The following is a 16,258-nucleotide window of genomic DNA, read 5'->3' as shown; positions in this document are numbered from 1 at the left end:
CATGGAACAAGAATTAATCCGTCAAACGCCGCTGTGGGCTGAAAACTGGCCAATCGCCTATTCAGTTCTTCAAGCAATTGTGATCTTACTGGTAGTGGTATTGATCGCTGCGTTGATGTCTTTTATTGAACGTCGTTTACTCGGCTTATGGCAAGACCGTTACGGTCCGAACCGTGTAGGTCCGGGCGGTATGTTCCAGATTGTTGCCGACATGCTGAAAATCATGTTTAAGGAAGACTGGACACCAAAATTTGCTGACAAATTGACTTTCCGTATGGCTCCAGCAGTTGCGATGGCAACTGCGGTGCTATCATTCATGGTTATTCCTGTTTCACCTTATCTAGGTGTTTCAGACATGAGCATCGGTCTATTGTTCTTTATGGCAATGGCTGGTATTGCGGTATACGCAGTATTGTTCGGTGGTTGGTCATCAAATAACAAATACGCATTACTTGGTGGTTTACGTTCTGCTGCTCAAACCATTTCTTATGAAGTGTTCTTGGGTATTTCACTGATGGGTGTGGTTGCGATTGCAGGCTCATTCAACATGCGTGAAATTGTTGAAGCGCAACGTGATGTTTGGTTTGTTATTCCTCAGTTCTTAGGTTTCTTGATCTTCGTGGTTGCGGGTGTTGCGGTAACTCACCGTCATCCATTTGACCAACCAGAAGCAGAACAAGAATTGGCGGAAGGTTACCATGTCGAATACGGCGGTATGAAATGGGGTATGTTCTTCGTTGCGGAATACGTCAACGTCGTACTGATCTCTGCATTAATCGTGACTTTATTCTTCGGTGGTTGGTTAGCGCCTTTCAACCTAGATATTCCATTCATTCCAGCTGCGTTCTGGTTCATTATTAAAACAGCATTCTTTGTAATGATGTTTGTCTTGGCTCGTGGCTCTTTAATGCGTCCACGTTATGACCAAGTCATGAACTTTGGTTGGAAAATTTGCTTGCCATTGGCGTTGGTTAACCTTCTGGTAACTGGTGCTGTGATTCTAATGAATCAGGCCTAAGACAGCAGGGAGAATAAAATGTTTAAATTTCTAGCTGGATTTGGGTCAATTGTACGTTCGTTGTGGATGGTATTCTCACACGCGACACGTAAACGTGACACTATTTTATATCCAGAGGTTAAAGCGGAAGACATCGTACCACCACGTTTCCGTGGTCGTATCGTGTTAACGCGTGACCCTGATGGTGAAGAGCGCTGTGTAGCATGTAACCTTTGTGCGGTTGCATGTCCAGTCGGCTGTATTTCACTACAAAAAGCTGAAAAAGAAGATGGTCGTTGGTATCCGGAATTTTTCCGTATCAACTTCTCACGTTGTATTTTCTGCGGTATGTGTGAAGAAGCATGTCCTACGACTGCGATTCAAATGACACCTGACTTTGAGTTAGGTGAGTATGTTCGTCAGGACTTAGTATATGAGAAAGAAAACCTTCTTATCTCAGGTCCTGGTAAATACCCAGACTATAACTTCTACCGCGTAACAGGTATGGCTGTTGCTGGTAAAGATAAAGGTCAGGCTCAACGCGAAAGCACACCAGTTGATGTACGGAGTCTATTACCATGATGTGGCCATTTTATTTGATGGCGCTTGTGGCCATCGTCTCTACCGTTCGTGTAGTCACTAACACGAACCCAGTACACGCTTTATTAAGCTTGATTATCTCTTTACTTGCAGTTGCAGGTATCTTCATGATCGTGGGTGCGCCGTTTGCCGGTGCCCTCGAAATTATCGTTTACGCTGGCGCAATCATGGTGCTATTCGTATTCGTCGTGATGATGCTGAATCTTGGTCAAAATACAGTTGAACAAGAAAGCAAATGGCTGACTTCTTCAGCGTGGGCATATCCTGCGTTGATGAGCTTTCTAATGGGTCTAATCCTTGTTTGGATGTTGAAGTCAGACTACACAACTGCAGGCACTGTCATGGGTGCTCAAGTTGTCGGTCCGAAAGAAGTGGGTACTTCACTCTTTACTCAGTACTTATTGCTGGTTGAAGTTGCTGCGATGTTATTGCTTGGCGCACTTGTCGCTGCATTCCATCTTGGCAAACGTGAGCCAGGTGCAGAAGAGGACAAAGAATAATGGGCAACATCCCTTTAGAACATGGTTTGATCGTTGCAACCATTCTTTTTGCACTGGGTTTTTACGGTGTGATGGTTCGACGCAACCTACTATTTATTTTAATGAGCCTTGAAATCATGATGAACGCTGCTGCTTTAGCGTTCGTTTTGGCAGGAAGCGCATGGGCACAGCCAGATGGTCAAGTGATGTTTATCTTGATCTTAACGCTTGCTGCAGCAGAGGCGTGTATCGGTCTTGCGATCGTCCTTCAGTTCTATCATCGCTTCCATCATCTGGATGTGGATGCTGCTAGTGAGATGCGCGGATGAGTTATTTATATTTAACAGTACTTTTCCCGCTAATTGGTTTTATCCTGTTGGCGGCAGGTCGTAAAAATCTTCCTGAATCAGTTGCTGCAATTATTGGTGCAGGTTCAGTTGGTCTTTCAGCTTTATTTGCATTAATTGCCGGTATCGACTTTGTTAATAATGGTTCAGTTGCAACAACTCAGCATCTTTGGACTTGGTTCAGTGCAGGTAACTTAGCACCGGGCTTCACGCTTCATTTAGATGGCTTATCATTATTGATGATGGGCATGATCACAGGTGTGGGTTTCTTAATTCACATCTTTGCAACGTGGTACATGCGTGGCGAAGAAGACTTTGCACGTTTCTTCTCATACTTCAACCTATTCGTGGCAAGCATGCTGCTTTTAGTGTTGGGTGACAACTTAGCGTTGTTATTCCTCGGTTGGGAAGGTGTAGGTCTATGTTCATACCTATTAATTGGTTACTACTACCAAACACCTGCAAACGGTTTTGCTGCAATTAAAGCATTCACTGTGACACGTGTGGGTGACGTATTCTTACTGATCGCATTGTTCTTGATCTACCAACAATTCGGCACTTTAAACATTGCAGAAGTTGTAGCTGCTGCGCCAACAGTTTTGGCTCAGAGTTCTTCGATTACGATTTGGACTGCATTGATGTTGTTCTTGGGTGCTGCAGGTAAATCTGCTCAGATCCCATTACAAACATGGTTGGCAGATGCGATGGCTGGTCCTACACCAGTATCTGCATTGATCCACGCAGCAACAATGGTAACAGCAGGTGTTTACCTATGTAGCCGTATGTTCAGCGTATTTGAACAAGCGCCAGAAGTGATGATGTTCATCTCAATCACGGGTGCAGTGACATTGTTGGTTGCAGGCTTTGCTGCATTGGTACAAACAGACATCAAACGTATTCTTGCTTACTCAACTATGAGTCAGTTGGGTTATATGTTTATGGCTGTAGGTGCTGAAGCTTACCAAGCTGGTCTATTCCACATGCTGACTCACGCATTCTTCAAGGCATTATTATTCTTGTCTTCTGGTGCTGTGATTTTGGCTTACCATCACGAACAAAACATCTTCAAGATGGGTGGTCTATTCCACAAAAACAAATTCTTGTTTGCTTGTTTCGCGATTGGTGGCGGTGCATTGGCAGCGATTCCATTCATCACTATCGGCTTCTTCTCGAAAGATGCGATTCTTGGTGCGGTATGGGTGAAAGGTCAAGCGATTGCAGTTTATGACTGCTTGTACTGGACTGGTGTAGCAGGTGCGTTCTTAACTTCAATTTATACATTCCGTCTTATTTGGGTTGTATTCTTTGGTAAAGAAAACACGCCTTACCATGAAATCAAAGGTGTTACTTACTGGGGTCCATTGGCGATTCTTGCAGTGCTTTCAACTGGTTTAGCTTATGTATTAAAAGCACCAGTAACGAATATTTTAAATGCTGCACAAATCCCAGCGTTTAATATTCCAGAAGCACTAGAACACGGTATGCATAGCGCTGAATACACAGCTGTTGGTATTGCACTTGCAGGTCTTGCAGTAGGTGTAGTGTTATTTGCCTTTGCTTATGGTGCAGTGAAATCGTTCGCGAAAACTTCACTGGGCGCGGGTCTTGCAAATATCTGTCGTAATGCACTTGGTTTCGATGCTTTGTACAACATTGTTTTCGTTAAGCCTTATTTGCTACTGGCTAAAATCTTTGGTCGTGATCCAATTGACGGCTTATGGCTTGTATTGCCTGCACTTGTTAAAGGCGGTAATAGCTTTACAAGTTCACGTCAAACAGGTTCATTGCGTGAATACGCATCTAGTATGGCATTCGGTACGTTTGCATTACTATTGATCCTGGTCGTGATTCAGGTCGTGGGGAAATAAAATGGAAACTCCAAACAATTTAATTCTACCCGCTCTGATCCTTATTCCGTTCATTGCAGGTTTTGTATGCTGGCTTGTCGATAAACTCGACAAGCACTTACCACGCTATATTGCCTTAATTGGTATGCTATTAACGTTGGTGTTAACCGTCGTTTTATGGCAAAGCGGTATTTATAACTATGAGTTGGGTACACAAGCTCCACAGTGGGCTGCTCAATTTAACCTACCGTGGATTACCACTTTAGGGATTAACATTCACCTTGCGGTGGATGGTCTTTCACTGCTTATGGTGGGTTTAACTGCATTACTGGGTGTACTTGCAGTTGGCTGTTCATGGGGTGAGATTCAAAAGAACGTTGGTTTCTTCCACTTAAACCTACTTTGGTCTTTAGGTGGTGTGATCGGTGTATTCTTAGCGATTGACATGTTCCTGTTCTTCTTCTTCTGGGAGATGATGCTGGTACCAATCTACTTCTTGATCGCACTTTGGGGTCATAAAGGGGCAGAAGGTAAGTCACGCGTTTACGCTGCAACTAAATTCTTTATCTATACTCAGGTTGCGGGTCTGATCATGTTGATCGGTATCTTGGGTCTAGTGGTTGTTGGCTTCCAACTTCACGGTCAAATCAGCTTTAACTATGACTTCTTGATGAGTGTTGCACACACTGTTGAGGCGAAAGCTCCAGCACTTGCGTATGCATTCATGATCTGTATGTTCATTGGTTTTGCGGTAAAACTTCCAGTTTTCCCTTTACACGGCTGGTTACCAGATGCACATGCGCAAGCACCTACAGCGGGTTCTGTCGACCTTGCAGGTATCTTGATTAAAACTGCGGCTTATGGTCTTTTACGTTTCGTTATTCCATTCTTCCCAGTAGCATCTGCTCAGTTTGCTGACATCGCGATCATTCTTGGTCTAATCGGTATTTTCTACGGTGCATGGTGTGCATTCCAACAAACAGATATGAAACGTCTGCTTGCGTACACATCTATTTCGCACATGGGCTTCGTACTTCTTGCCTTGTATGCAGGTAACATCCTGACATTCCAAGGCTTGATGATTATGATGCTGGCTCACGGTCTATCTTCTGCTGCATTGTTCATTATGTGTGGTCAGGTTTACGAACGTCTGCATACACGTGACATGCGTTTGATGGGCGGTATCCGTGGTCAGTTCCAATACCTTTCATTCTTCTTAATGTTCTTTGTTGCGGCACTTGTAGGTATTCCAGGTCTAGGTAACTTCATCGGTGAATTCCTGATCTTGATGGGTTCTTATGACAAGTTCCCTGTGTATACAATCCTTGCTGCAGTAAGCTTAGTATTTGCCGGTCTTTACGGTTTAATCCTGATCCACAAAGCATTGTTTGGTACACCAAACGAAGAACAAAAACAGCATTACGCAAATCCGTTGAAAGACTTAAATGCGCGTGAAGTTGTGATTCTTTTAATCTGTGCTCTTGGTCTAGTATGGCTTGGTCTATTCCCACAAACCTTCCTTGATATTTCAAATTCAAGCATGGCGTGGATTGCAAATAGCTATATCCCAGTTCAAGAAGTCGTTGATGTTGTGCAGCAGATTGCTGTACAACCTGAAAATGTGGAGATGCAATAAGCCATGGACTTCACAATGTCATTTTCTGAGCTTATGCCATTAGCTCCTGTGATGATCGTGGCTTTAACTGCGATCGTCGTGATGTTGCTAATTGCAATCAAGCGTAACCACAATTTAGTTGCAACGACTTCCGTTATCGGTCTGAACCTTGCAGCCTTTTATATTATTTTTGTTTTCGTTGCAGGGCAGTATGCACCTGCAAACGTAATGAATTTGTTCATCGTAGATCCATTTACGATGTTGTACCAATTCGTGATTTTGATTGCAGCACTTGCTTGCTGCACATTGTCACATGCGTATATCGAAACCTATAAAGATAACCGTGAAGAACTTTATATCTTGATGCTGTGCTCTGTAACAGGTGCATTGTTAATGGTTGCAAGTTCTCACTATGCGTCATTCTTTATCAGCCTTGAGTTAATGTCGATTCCTGTATACGGCCTATTGGCTTATACACACCAACGTTCACAGTCGCTTGAAGCGGGTGTGAAATATTTGGTGCTTTCAGCAACCGCTTCTGCGATGTTGTTGATGGGTATGGCTTATGTATATGCGTACACAGGTACAATGGCATTCGTTGCTGAACCAGGCAAAATGTTCACAACTTTCAGCCAACCGGGCGTAGTCCTTGGTCTTGCACTAATTGTCTTTGCTGTTGCATTTAAATTGTCTCTTGCGCCATTCCACAAATGGACACCAGACGTGTATGCCGGTGCGCCAGCGCCAATCGCGACATTCTTAGCGACTGTGGCTAAAGTGGCAATGATCGGTCTATTCGTTCGTTACTTCTTGGCTTCTGGCTTAATCCTTTCTGACAGCTTCATCACGATCGTGACCATCATTGCAGTATTGTCTATCCTTGCGGGTAACTTACTAGCAGTACGTCAAGTGAACTTGAAACGTATCCTTGCATACTCTTCAATCGCTCACTTTGGTTACTTACTTGTTGCGATTGTCAGTGCACGTAATACTGACTTTGTTCAAGTACAAGGCTTTGCAACATTCAGCAGCGTCAACGTTTATGTGATTACTTATGTATTAACAACGATTGGTGCGTTCGGTGTTGTGACACTGATGTCTAGCCCTTACAACAACAAAGACGAAGCAGGTAGCCTTGCTGAGTACCGTGGTTTGTTCTGGCGTCGTCCAGTGTTGACTGCAACACTCACTGTCATGATGTTATCTCTTGCAGGTATCCCATTAACAGCGGGCTTTATTGGTAAGTTCCTTGTGATCAAAACAGCAGTTGCTGGTGGTTCATGGTTCTTAGCTGCGATGGTGATCCTTGGTTCAGGTATCGGTTTGTACTACTACCTACGTGTGATGGTTGTGATGTACATGACTCCACCAGATAACCCACGTATCGACGCTGTCGATCATTGGGGTCAAAAAGTGGGTGGTATTATGGTGCTTGGCGCAGCTGCTCTTGTGTTGTTGATCGGTGTATATCCAGATCCAATCATTGCAGTTTCTCAAGTGGCATACTTTGCGATCTCACCTGAATTACAACAGTTCATTTTTAGCTTAATTCAAAGTGGATTTAACTAATGAATTAAGCAATTAATTTGCTTATTACAAAAAAGCCTCCTGTAAAGGGGGCTTTTTTATTTTTATCATTTGTTAAATAGCTTTATAATGGTTGAAATTTTATCTTAACCTTTTAGGTGTTCTCCCGTGGCTATCCATGAAATCCGTCATCCTCTTATTCGACATAAACTCGGCTTACTTCGTCGTGCAGATATTAGTACTAAAAACTTCCGTGAGCTTGCTCAAGAAGTGACTATGCTTCTGACTTATGAAGCAACGAAAGATTTACCGATGGTCGATCATGAAATTGATGGTTGGAATGGTAAAGTAACTGTCGATCGTATTGCCGGTAAAAAAATAACAGTTGTACCGATTTTACGTGCAGGTATTGGTATGTTGGATGGTTTCTTAAACCTGATTCCAAGTGCGAAGGTATCTGTATTGGGTTTAGAGCGTGATGAAGAAACTTTAGAAGCGCGTACTTACTACAAAAAATTAGTACCAGACGTACAAAACCGTTTAGCGATGATTATTGACCCAATGCTTGCAACAGGTTCATCGCTCGTTGCTGCTATTGACGTTCTAAAAGCCAGTGGTTGTAAAGATATTCGTGTCATGGTGCTTGTTGCCGCTCCAGAAGGCATTAAACGTGTAAATGAAGCTCACCCAGATGTGATCATTTACACAGCATCTGTAGACCAAGGTTTAAATGAAAACGGTTATATCGTTCCTGGTCTTGGCGATGCAGGCGATAAAATTTTCGGTTCAGTTCAAAAAGACTAATTTTTGCATCATGAACAGAAAAGGGGCTTTTATAGCCTCTTTTTTATATACTAAAGACATTGGAATAAATGGAATAGGATACTTTATGAAGTCCGAACAATATAAAGGTAAAGTGAAGCAGTACAATCCTGAAAAGGGCTTTGGCTTTCTTTCATGTGAAGAAGGTGATGTATTTTTCCATATCTCTGACTTTCCCGCAGATGGTGTCGAGCCAAAACGTAATGATCGTGTGAAATTTAATGTGGTGAAAAATGGTGATCGTTATAAAGCCATAAACATTGAGCGTGAAGAAGACAAATCTGCAAAAGCTAAAAAATCTAAAGTAGTGGCAAATAACCAGTCAATTACTTCAGCTTTGCTTTCAAATTTGCGTAAATAATGTGATTTTAAGATTTCGTGGAAATCTTTGAAATTGAAAAAGAGGTCTATAGGGCCTCTTTTTTATTATCATAAGAGTATTAAAAGAAAAGATGAGAGACAATTTTTATGTTTAAAGAGGGGAAAATCAAAAGCTATAACGTTGAGCGCGGCTTTGGATTTATACAACAAGATCAAGCAAAGGATTTATTTTTTCATATTCGTGATTTTCCTAGCCGACACATCGAACCACGTGTTGGAGAAAATCTCAAATACAGGATTGAAGAAGATCAAGGTAAATTTAAAGCTGTAAATATCATCCGTTTAGATTTGAAAAAAGAGCAGTCCACTCATGAACAGATAAATCCGTCATTTGAATCAAGGTCGGATCGAGTGAATGACCAAGCTACTCCTCACGATACAGCCAAAGGCACAGTTTGGGGCAGTAAAATCTTCAGCATGATTGGACTCATTGTAATTCTAGTATTAGCTGTGGCTGTTTATGGGAAATATCAGCAGTACCAAGAACAGAAGCAGCTACATTTACAACAGCTCATGCAAGAAAATGAAAATATTGTAAAAGAACAACGTAAAGCTCAGGGTGATTTGCCCGATCGGGTGCTGTCTGAGCAAGGTGAAAAAAATCTATACGGCACAGCTTCAACGCAAGCTCAGTCTGTTGTTCAATACACTGCGCGGGCACCTTCTTCAAGTGATACGCCAAGGGCAGTAGAGAAAGCACAGTTTAGTTGTGATGGGCGTACGCATTGTAGTCAGATGAAATCTTATGAAGAAGCGGTGTATTTTCTACAACATTGTCCAGGTACGAAAATGGACGGAAACAACGACGGAATACCTTGCGAACGACAATTTAATAAATAAAAAAAGCGCCATTAGGCGCTTTTTAGTTTAAACAGATTTTTCACAAAATTGCATAAAGGCTTTGAGACCCGGTCCTTGGTATTTCTGACGATGTACCAACATAAATAATGGACGGGCAAGTTGCCAGAACGGCGTATCTAAAACCACTAATTGACCTTTTTCACGTAAAGGCTCAATCGCAAGTTTAGAAATACATGACATACCAAGACCACCTGCCACGATTTTTAAAATGGCTTCGTTATGACCCAAGGTTAAACGAATATTGGCATCTGGCAGGTCTTTTAAAATTGCGTTGTCAAATACTTCACGTGTGCCTGAACCTTCTTCACGTAAGATCCATTCCACGTTATCAAAGTCAGCCGCAGTTAGCGCACGATCCAAATTCGCTAAGGGATGCTCTGGTGAACAGCATACTGCAAGTTCATCGTCACGCCAGTGAATACATTGCAACTGTGGCAGATGGCATGAACCTTCAATTAAGGCCAAATCCAACTGAAATTGATTTACCGCTTCAATCATTTGGCGGGTATTGCCGACTTGAAGTTGTAAATGTGCTTGAGGTTGAATTTGTAAGAAATCTGCCATGAGGTCTGGCATCAAGTAGTCACTGATGGTCAGGGTCGCGCCCAAACGCAGATCAATACTTTGTAGTTCGCCTTTTGCTGCTTGTTCAAAAGCTTCACAGCGCCCTAAAATTTCCAAAGCTTGTGGCAATAAAAAACGACCCAAGTCATTCAATTGCAAGCGTTTACCAAGTCGGTCAAACAGTGGAGCACCGAGACCATCTTCGAGGTCTGCCAATGCCATACTTGCTGCACTTTGAGTAAGTTTGACAGCATCACTGGCTTTGGTAACGGTACCTTCTTGAGCGACTGCTACAAAAACAGCCAACTGGCGTAAAGTCATGCGCATGAATCAGGCCTTAACATTTAAAAAATATTAATAAATTATGCTGTCATGCTAACATGAGCACAGTCTGTCACGCCACGTTCAAATCATGTCAATTGAAAAATTTAGCTTAGAAAAGGTTTTATCTGTACACCGTTGGACCAATACTTTGTTCAGTTTTACCATGACACGCCCTGCACATTTTAAATTCACCGCTGGTCAGTTCGCACGAATTGGTTTGAAAGTGGGCGATGAATTGGTGGTTCGTGCCTATTCTGTGGTGTCATCACCCTTTGATGAAACTTTAGAGTTTTTCTCTATCGTCGTTCCAGATGGTGCGTTTACTTCAAATTTGCAGCATCTACAAGTGGGCGATGAGCTGTATTTAGAAAAAATACCATATGGCTTCCTTACCTTGGCACGTTATCAGTTGCCATTGCCGAAGGACTTATGGCTGTTGGGGACAGGAACGGGTCTTGCACCGTTTTTATCAATGTTACAAGACTTTGAAACGTGGTCTAAATACGAAAAAATTAATCTAGTCTACAGTGTGCGCACCGTATCAGAACTGGCTTATGTCGAGCGGATTCAAGAAATCGCTGAGACCTTTGGTGAAGGGCATACGGGCTTCAAATTTATTCCTATTGTGACACGTGATCCAAATGCACCGTTGCATGACCGTTTACCAGTTTTAATTGAAAATGGCGAGTTAGAACAGGCGGCAGGCTTAGCGTTTAATGTTGATACGACGCATGTCATGCTGTGTGGTAATCCACAAATGGTTGATGACACCAAGGCGGCCTTAAAAGCGCGTGGTTTGACCATGAACCGTCGTGGTGAAGGCAATATTGCTGTAGAAAATTATTGGTAATCTGCCATGAAAAAAATCTCATCGAAGGATGAGCTTTTTTATTTTCGGAAATTAAATAACTGATGTTATGCATGCAAAAGTAATTTTGCATTTTTAAAATGATTGTTAAGCCAATTCGACGGAGTCTTACATCAAGGGAATGAATAAAGTAATTAGCCTTCGGATGGAGGTACTCTTACGAAGCACGCTTCTCATTAGGCAAAATGAGAAGCGAAGCTTCGCAAGGAAACCATCTTGCGGAGCAGTGCTCCTCACCGCAAAACTCGTTCACTAGCGTCTAATTATCTAAAGTATCGCAAAAATATTTTTGATTAGAAGAAGTTCTATCTCAAACACTTGCGGATGACGTTACCGCGTATCGTACTTTTATTTCAATCAAATTGCGCTTCTGATGTTACTGTGTAACATCAGTTAAATAAACGTTTTGATGTTAATGCAGAATTTTATTTAAGAACTGCTGCGCTCGTTCACCACGAGGGGCATTAAAGAAATCATCTTTACTGCAGTCTTCCATAATTTTTCCTTGATCCATAAAGATCACACGGTCCGCAACCTGACGCGCAAAGCCCATCTCATGGGTTACACACATCATGGTCATACCTTCTTTGGCAAGACCGACCATCACATCAAGCACTTCGTTAATCATCTCTGGATCAAGTGCCGAAGTCGGCTCATCAAACAACATGGCAATCGGGTCCATACTGAGCGCACGTGCAATCGCAACACGTTGTTGTTGTCCACCTGATAACTGTGCAGGGAATTTAGCGGCATGCGCACTTAAACCCACACGATCTAAATAAGCCAAGCCTTTTTTCTTGGCTTCGGCTTCTGATCGGCCCAAGACTTTAACTTGCGCAATGGTCAGGTTTTCGGTAATGGATAAATGTGGAAACAGTTCAAAGTGTTGGAACACCATACCGACACGACTACGCAATTTATTTAAATCGGTTTTTGGGTCATTAATGGAAATACCGTCGACCAAAATCTTACCGGCCTGAAAAGGCTCAAGTCCATTGACGGTTTTAATGAGCGTTGATTTACCTGAACCCGAAGGTCCACACACCACAACCACTTCACCTTGTTTAATTTGAGTCGTGCAATCGGTGAGCACTTGAAAATCTTTATACCATTTACTGACATTTTGGAGGTCAATCATCGTTTTTTGATCGGTCATACACTTAACCTCCGTTGTAATTTTTTAACTGCATAGGTGGCGATCATACTAATAGTGAAATACACCAAACCGGCAAACAGAATGTATTGAGTTAACAATGACATGAGATCGCCTCGAACATAGTTGGTGCGGAAAAAGTCTAAGAGCCCGATGGCATAAACCATGGTTGAATCTTGGAACAGAATGATGGTTTGCTGTAAAAGCAGTGGCGTCATTTTGCGAAAGGACTGCGGCAAAATAATTAAGCGCATCGCTTGGCTATAGCTCATACCGAGGGCATAAGCTGCAGAAGTTTGACCTTTAGGAATCGATTGAATCCCGGCACGGACAATCTCTGAAAAGTAAGCCGCTTCAAATAGCATGAAGGCCACGATACTCGACACAAGGGCAGTATCAATCGTCAGATAGTTACCTGTGATCCCTGTGTAGATAAAGGGTACTGCAAAGTAGAACCACATCAGCACCAAGAGCAAAGGAATAGAACGAAAGAGGTTCACATAGCCTTTAGCAAAAATATTAAATACTTTAATCGAGGACAGGCGCATCAACGCCAATAAAGTCCCAATAAAGACACCACCAATGGTTGCCGTGATCACCACTTTGAGTGTGATGCTGAAACCATGCCATAGCGCAGGGCCAGACGCTTGAAGGTCTTGAATAAAAGAACTGAGCCATTCCATTATTTATCTCCTGCAATTAAGCCAGGAACGCGTAGGCGTTTTTCCAGAAAATTCATGAAACCAATTAAACAGATATTGATCACGATGAAAATAATGGTGACATAGGTATAAATTTCGATGGTGTTTTGCGTGTATTCACTGATGGTTTTCATCTGTGAAATGATTTCTGCAACACCGACCAAAGACGCGACTGAGGTGTTTTTGACACAGTTGGTCAACTCAGAGCTCAGTGGTGGCAAAATCGTGCGGAATGACTGCGGTAAGATCACATAGCGGTATAGTTGAGCCGTGCTAAATCCCATGGCATAACCTGCATTGGTTTGCCCCAAAGGAAGCGCTTCAATACCTGTCCTGACTTGCTCACAGACCCGTGCAGCTGTAAAAAGACCCAAGCCGACACTTGCAGAAATTAGGGCGGTCGTATTTGCCCCAAGGTCATTCATCCACCAGCTTTTAATCGCAGCAGGGAGGAAGTTAGGTACAACATAGAACCAAATAAACAGTTGAATCAATAAGGGTACATTTCGGAAAATAGTCACGTAGGCAGTACCAATACCTCGTGTTACAGCACTCGGTAGGGTACGCATAATACCCAAGATGCTGCCGAGCACCATCGCAATGCTCCATGCCACCAAAGCGATGACAAACAGCCAGCCGATTCCAATTAAAATCCAATTCAGGTAGGTCGAATCACCTACACCAGTAGATTGGAACAGCACACCCCAATTCCAGTTATAATTCATAGGAACTCCCTATAATGAGCTTAAGCCAAAATCCGTTTGGCTTAAGCATCTTTAGAATGTTTAGGGAAAGTTATTCGTCACGGTCATGTGGATTGCTAATCAATGCTTTTAATTGATCAGACATCGGGAAATTCAAATTGATATTTTTTGGTGGAATTGGCGTTTGGAACCATTTTTTATACATGTCATTGATTTCACCAGAGCTATAGGTCGCTTTGATTGCATCATCAACCACTTGTTTAAAGCCAGTATCGCCTTTACGTAGCATACAACCATAAATTTCTTGAATCGGTGCTGTACCCACGATTTCCCATTTATTTGGATCTTTGGCTTTCGATTTTTCACCCGCCAGCAAAATATCATCCATCATAAATGCCGCTGCACGACCATTTTGTAGCATGAGGAAAGACTCAGCGTGGTCTTTGGCAGAAATGACTTCACCAATACCTAACTCTTTTTCATGTTGACGAATATAACGCTCAGATGTCGTTCCTGCCGTGGTGACTAATTTTTTACCTTTAAGGTCAGCGAAGTCTTTAATCCCAGAGTCTTTTGCAGTAAGTAAGCGTGAACCCACTTCAAAGAAACCTGTTGAGAAATCAACTTGTTGTTGGCGTTCTTTATTGTTGGTGGTTGAACCACACTCTAAGTCGACGGTGCCATTAGAAACCAATGGAATTCGGTTTTGGCTGGTCACTAAGTTATAACGGATTTTTAAATCGGGAAGATTTAATTGTTTTTTTACTGCTTCAACTACTTTTAATTGAAGATCATGCGCATAACCCACAGGTTGGTTTGGATTATCTGCGATATATGAAAATGGAATCGATGAATCGCGATAGCCTAAAACAATCGTGCCCGATTTTTTGATCTTATCTAAAGTCCCTGAGTCAGAAACAGCAGCTTCACTTCCTGCAGCTTTATCCGTTGTAGGTGCTTTATTGTCACTACATGCGCTAAGCCCTAAAGTGAGCGCACTTGCACAGAACAAAGTTGCTAAATGTTTTTTTGACGTCATCGTTAAAACTCCTTTTACCCTGATTTAATATCCACTTTTTATGATCTTGTTACGTATTTAGTTTTATTGCTCTGTTTTTAAGAATGTTTCAACAATAAAAAAGAGATCATTTTCTACATCTTAGGTGATAAATCGAACAAGGCTCAAGCAAAATTTATTGCCGAATTGTTACTAAGAAATGGGATACGTTATGAAGATTTTTTATAAGTAAATTTGTTGTAAGTTGTTGAATATCATTTAAATTAATTTGATTGTGAAATAAATCATTAAAATAAAAGGGCATAAAAAAACCTCCAAATGGAGGTTTTCGGGATTAAACTTTAGTTTAATCTCCGTGTTAATGCACAAACATATCCATAAATTCACGAATTTCTTGAATCGCTGTGTCTACGTCGGAAGTCAACCAAGTCGGTTCAAAAAAGCCAGCATAATGCTCCAGTCGATCTTGGGGAACAACTAAGCGAATCGGGCATTCTTCTTCGAGCAAGCGCCAAGGAATAATAGGCACTTCATTATCTAAAAAAGCCGCAATATTTCGAATATCAATCACCATCGCATTGATGCATTCAGGGAATGGCATCACTGAAAACTCTTCAGTACGTCGGCGAAAATATTCCAAATCACCCCATTTCAACACATAACTTGGCTTACTAAATTCAATAATGCCAATAAGATGCTGATCACGAGTGTAATGAAGGGAACATTGATGAGTGACGTCAGTGTCAAGATCAAGCGTTACACCTTGTTGATGGTACGCCATAGATTTGATAACAGGTGAAAAATAAGGTGCATGATTATAGCTCATTTCATTCATCAAAAGCAGAGAATTCCATCTAGCTCAAAAAAGCATTTATTTTTGCAACACTTGATACTCTGAAAATGAATACGATTGAAATGGTACATTCATTTCATGCTCCGATGTTTTTACCTTAGCGATTGATTTTAAATCTAAAAATCAGTCATCTATTTAAACAGCAAGACGGATGTAAATTGAACTGATCTTTCAAGTTACATGTTTTCACGGATTGTAATTGTTCTTCACACAACAAAGGATATTGTATTGTTAGTATAAAAAGTGAACGACGAACAACAAAATAGCGAGGGGAATATGACACACGATTTTAATAAACCGCCCCATACCACCAGCGCAGAAGAAACAACACAAAAAAAACGTATCCCAGTGTATATGCTAATTTTAGTGGGTATCTTCTTAATCGCGTTATTGTTTTATATGTTTGCAGATATGAAACCGTCTGCTTCGGATGCACCACCTGATCATCCTGCACCGAATGCACAAACTGCAACTGCCAATGATACGACTAGCGGTACAGCGGGGGATGAAGCTGTTGCCAATGATTCAAATACTGCAACTGCGACAGATCATTGATGATAAATACATGAGTCAGATTTACATGATTGCAAGATCTGA

Annotated in this window: 18 protein-coding genes; 12 read left to right on the top strand and 6 right to left on the bottom strand. The window is 41.8% G+C overall.

Translation table 11 applies throughout. From position 1 onward, the window contains the following. Position 1 precedes the first annotated feature (1 nt). From nuoH to FTU06_RS03465, 10 genes are all read left to right on the top strand, one after another. Positions 2–1,018 carry an NADH-quinone oxidoreductase subunit NuoH gene (gene nuoH, locus FTU06_RS03510; protein WP_078191100.1) on the top strand — a complete coding sequence of 339 codons (1,017 nt, stop codon included), beginning with the start codon at positions 2–4 and terminating at the stop codon, positions 1,016–1,018. Positions 1,019–1,036: 18 nt separating this feature from the next. Then, on the top strand, positions 1,037–1,579 hold the full coding sequence (gene nuoI / locus FTU06_RS03505) for an NADH-quinone oxidoreductase subunit NuoI (protein WP_078191099.1): 543 nt from the start codon (positions 1,037–1,039) through the stop codon (positions 1,577–1,579). Continuing rightward, positions 1,579–2,097, top strand: coding sequence for an NADH-quinone oxidoreductase subunit J (nuoJ, locus tag FTU06_RS03500; protein ID WP_171262661.1), 519 nt, complete (start codon positions 1,579–1,581; stop codon positions 2,095–2,097). The genes nuoI and nuoJ overlap by 1 nt, the downstream gene beginning before the upstream one ends. Continuing rightward, complete coding sequence (nuoK, locus tag FTU06_RS03495; protein WP_067665227.1) at positions 2,097–2,405, top strand: NADH-quinone oxidoreductase subunit NuoK; 309 nt, start codon at positions 2,097–2,099, stop codon at positions 2,403–2,405. The genes nuoJ and nuoK overlap by 1 nt, the downstream gene beginning before the upstream one ends. Next, entirely contained in the window at positions 2,402–4,291 is a 1,890-nt protein-coding gene (gene nuoL / locus FTU06_RS03490; protein ID WP_180144967.1) for an NADH-quinone oxidoreductase subunit L, read from the top strand. The genes nuoK and nuoL overlap by 4 nt, the downstream gene beginning before the upstream one ends. Position 4,292: 1 nt before the next feature. Continuing rightward, a complete protein-coding gene (gene nuoM, locus FTU06_RS03485) occupies positions 4,293–5,906 on the top strand; it encodes an NADH-quinone oxidoreductase subunit M (protein ID WP_180073877.1) in 1,614 nt (537 codons plus the stop codon). A 3-nt stretch (positions 5,907–5,909) separates the two neighbouring features. Beyond that, positions 5,910–7,454, top strand: a complete 1,545-nt coding sequence (gene nuoN, locus FTU06_RS03480; RefSeq protein WP_180023143.1) for an NADH-quinone oxidoreductase subunit NuoN — start codon at positions 5,910–5,912, stop codon at positions 7,452–7,454. A gap of 126 nt (positions 7,455–7,580) precedes the next feature. Further along, positions 7,581–8,216, top strand: a complete 636-nt coding sequence (upp, locus tag FTU06_RS03475) for a uracil phosphoribosyltransferase (RefSeq protein WP_078192289.1) — start codon at positions 7,581–7,583, stop codon at positions 8,214–8,216. 85 nt (positions 8,217–8,301) lie between these two features. Then, positions 8,302–8,595: a cold shock domain-containing protein gene (locus tag FTU06_RS03470; RefSeq protein ID WP_078192288.1), complete on the top strand. Its 294-nt coding sequence runs from the start codon at positions 8,302–8,304 to the stop codon at positions 8,593–8,595. A 107-nt stretch (positions 8,596–8,702) separates the two neighbouring features. Beyond that, positions 8,703–9,455, top strand: coding sequence for a cold shock domain-containing protein (locus FTU06_RS03465; RefSeq protein ID WP_180144965.1), 753 nt, complete (start codon positions 8,703–8,705; stop codon positions 9,453–9,455). A 27-nt stretch (positions 9,456–9,482) separates the two neighbouring features. Here the strand turns inward: FTU06_RS03465 and gigC are convergent, their stop codons facing one another. Further along, on the bottom strand, positions 9,483–10,367 hold the full coding sequence (gene gigC, locus FTU06_RS03460) for a LysR family transcriptional regulator GigC (protein WP_180107322.1): 885 nt from the start codon (positions 10,365–10,367) through the stop codon (positions 9,483–9,485). An 85-nt stretch (positions 10,368–10,452) separates the two neighbouring features. Here gigC and FTU06_RS03455 point away from each other — a divergent pair, with 85 nt between their 5' ends. Continuing rightward, positions 10,453–11,214, top strand: a complete 762-nt coding sequence (locus tag FTU06_RS03455) for a ferredoxin--NADP reductase (protein ID WP_111884895.1) — start codon at positions 10,453–10,455, stop codon at positions 11,212–11,214. A gap of 430 nt (positions 11,215–11,644) precedes the next feature. Here the strand turns inward: FTU06_RS03455 and FTU06_RS03450 are convergent, their stop codons facing one another. From FTU06_RS03450 to FTU06_RS03430, 5 genes are all read right to left on the bottom strand, one after another. After that, a complete protein-coding gene (locus tag FTU06_RS03450; RefSeq protein ID WP_373684134.1) occupies positions 11,645–12,388 on the bottom strand; it encodes an amino acid ABC transporter ATP-binding protein in 744 nt (247 codons plus the stop codon). Further along, on the bottom strand, positions 12,385–13,068 hold the full coding sequence (locus FTU06_RS03445; protein WP_168378570.1) for an ABC transporter permease subunit: 684 nt from the start codon (positions 13,066–13,068) through the stop codon (positions 12,385–12,387). The genes FTU06_RS03450 and FTU06_RS03445 overlap by 4 nt, the downstream gene beginning before the upstream one ends. Beyond that, a complete protein-coding gene (locus FTU06_RS03440) occupies positions 13,068–13,811 on the bottom strand; it encodes an amino acid ABC transporter permease (RefSeq protein ID WP_180144962.1) in 744 nt (247 codons plus the stop codon). The genes FTU06_RS03445 and FTU06_RS03440 overlap by 1 nt, the downstream gene beginning before the upstream one ends. A gap of 70 nt (positions 13,812–13,881) precedes the next feature. Continuing rightward, positions 13,882–14,829 carry a transporter substrate-binding domain-containing protein gene (locus FTU06_RS03435; RefSeq protein WP_180004747.1) on the bottom strand — a complete coding sequence of 316 codons (948 nt, stop codon included), beginning with the start codon at positions 14,827–14,829 and terminating at the stop codon, positions 13,882–13,884. Positions 14,830–15,166: 337 nt separating this feature from the next. Beyond that, positions 15,167–15,589 (bottom strand): hypothetical protein, encoded by a 423-nt coding sequence (locus tag FTU06_RS03430; RefSeq protein ID WP_078191199.1) that lies wholly within the window; start codon positions 15,587–15,589, stop codon positions 15,167–15,169. 348 nt (positions 15,590–15,937) lie between these two features. Between FTU06_RS03430 and FTU06_RS03425 the strand changes: the two genes are divergently transcribed. After that, positions 15,938–16,216 carry a hypothetical protein gene (locus FTU06_RS03425; RefSeq protein ID WP_078191085.1) on the top strand — a complete coding sequence of 93 codons (279 nt, stop codon included), beginning with the start codon at positions 15,938–15,940 and terminating at the stop codon, positions 16,214–16,216. Positions 16,217–16,258 lie beyond the last annotated feature (42 nt).

It is taken from the genome of Acinetobacter sp. YH12052, from assembly GCF_013419835.1.
Taxonomy (GTDB): Bacteria; Pseudomonadota; Gammaproteobacteria; order Pseudomonadales; family Moraxellaceae; genus Acinetobacter; species Acinetobacter amyesii.
Note: the sequence above shows the minus strand (reverse complement) of the source record. Positions and strands in the feature narration are given on the sequence as shown.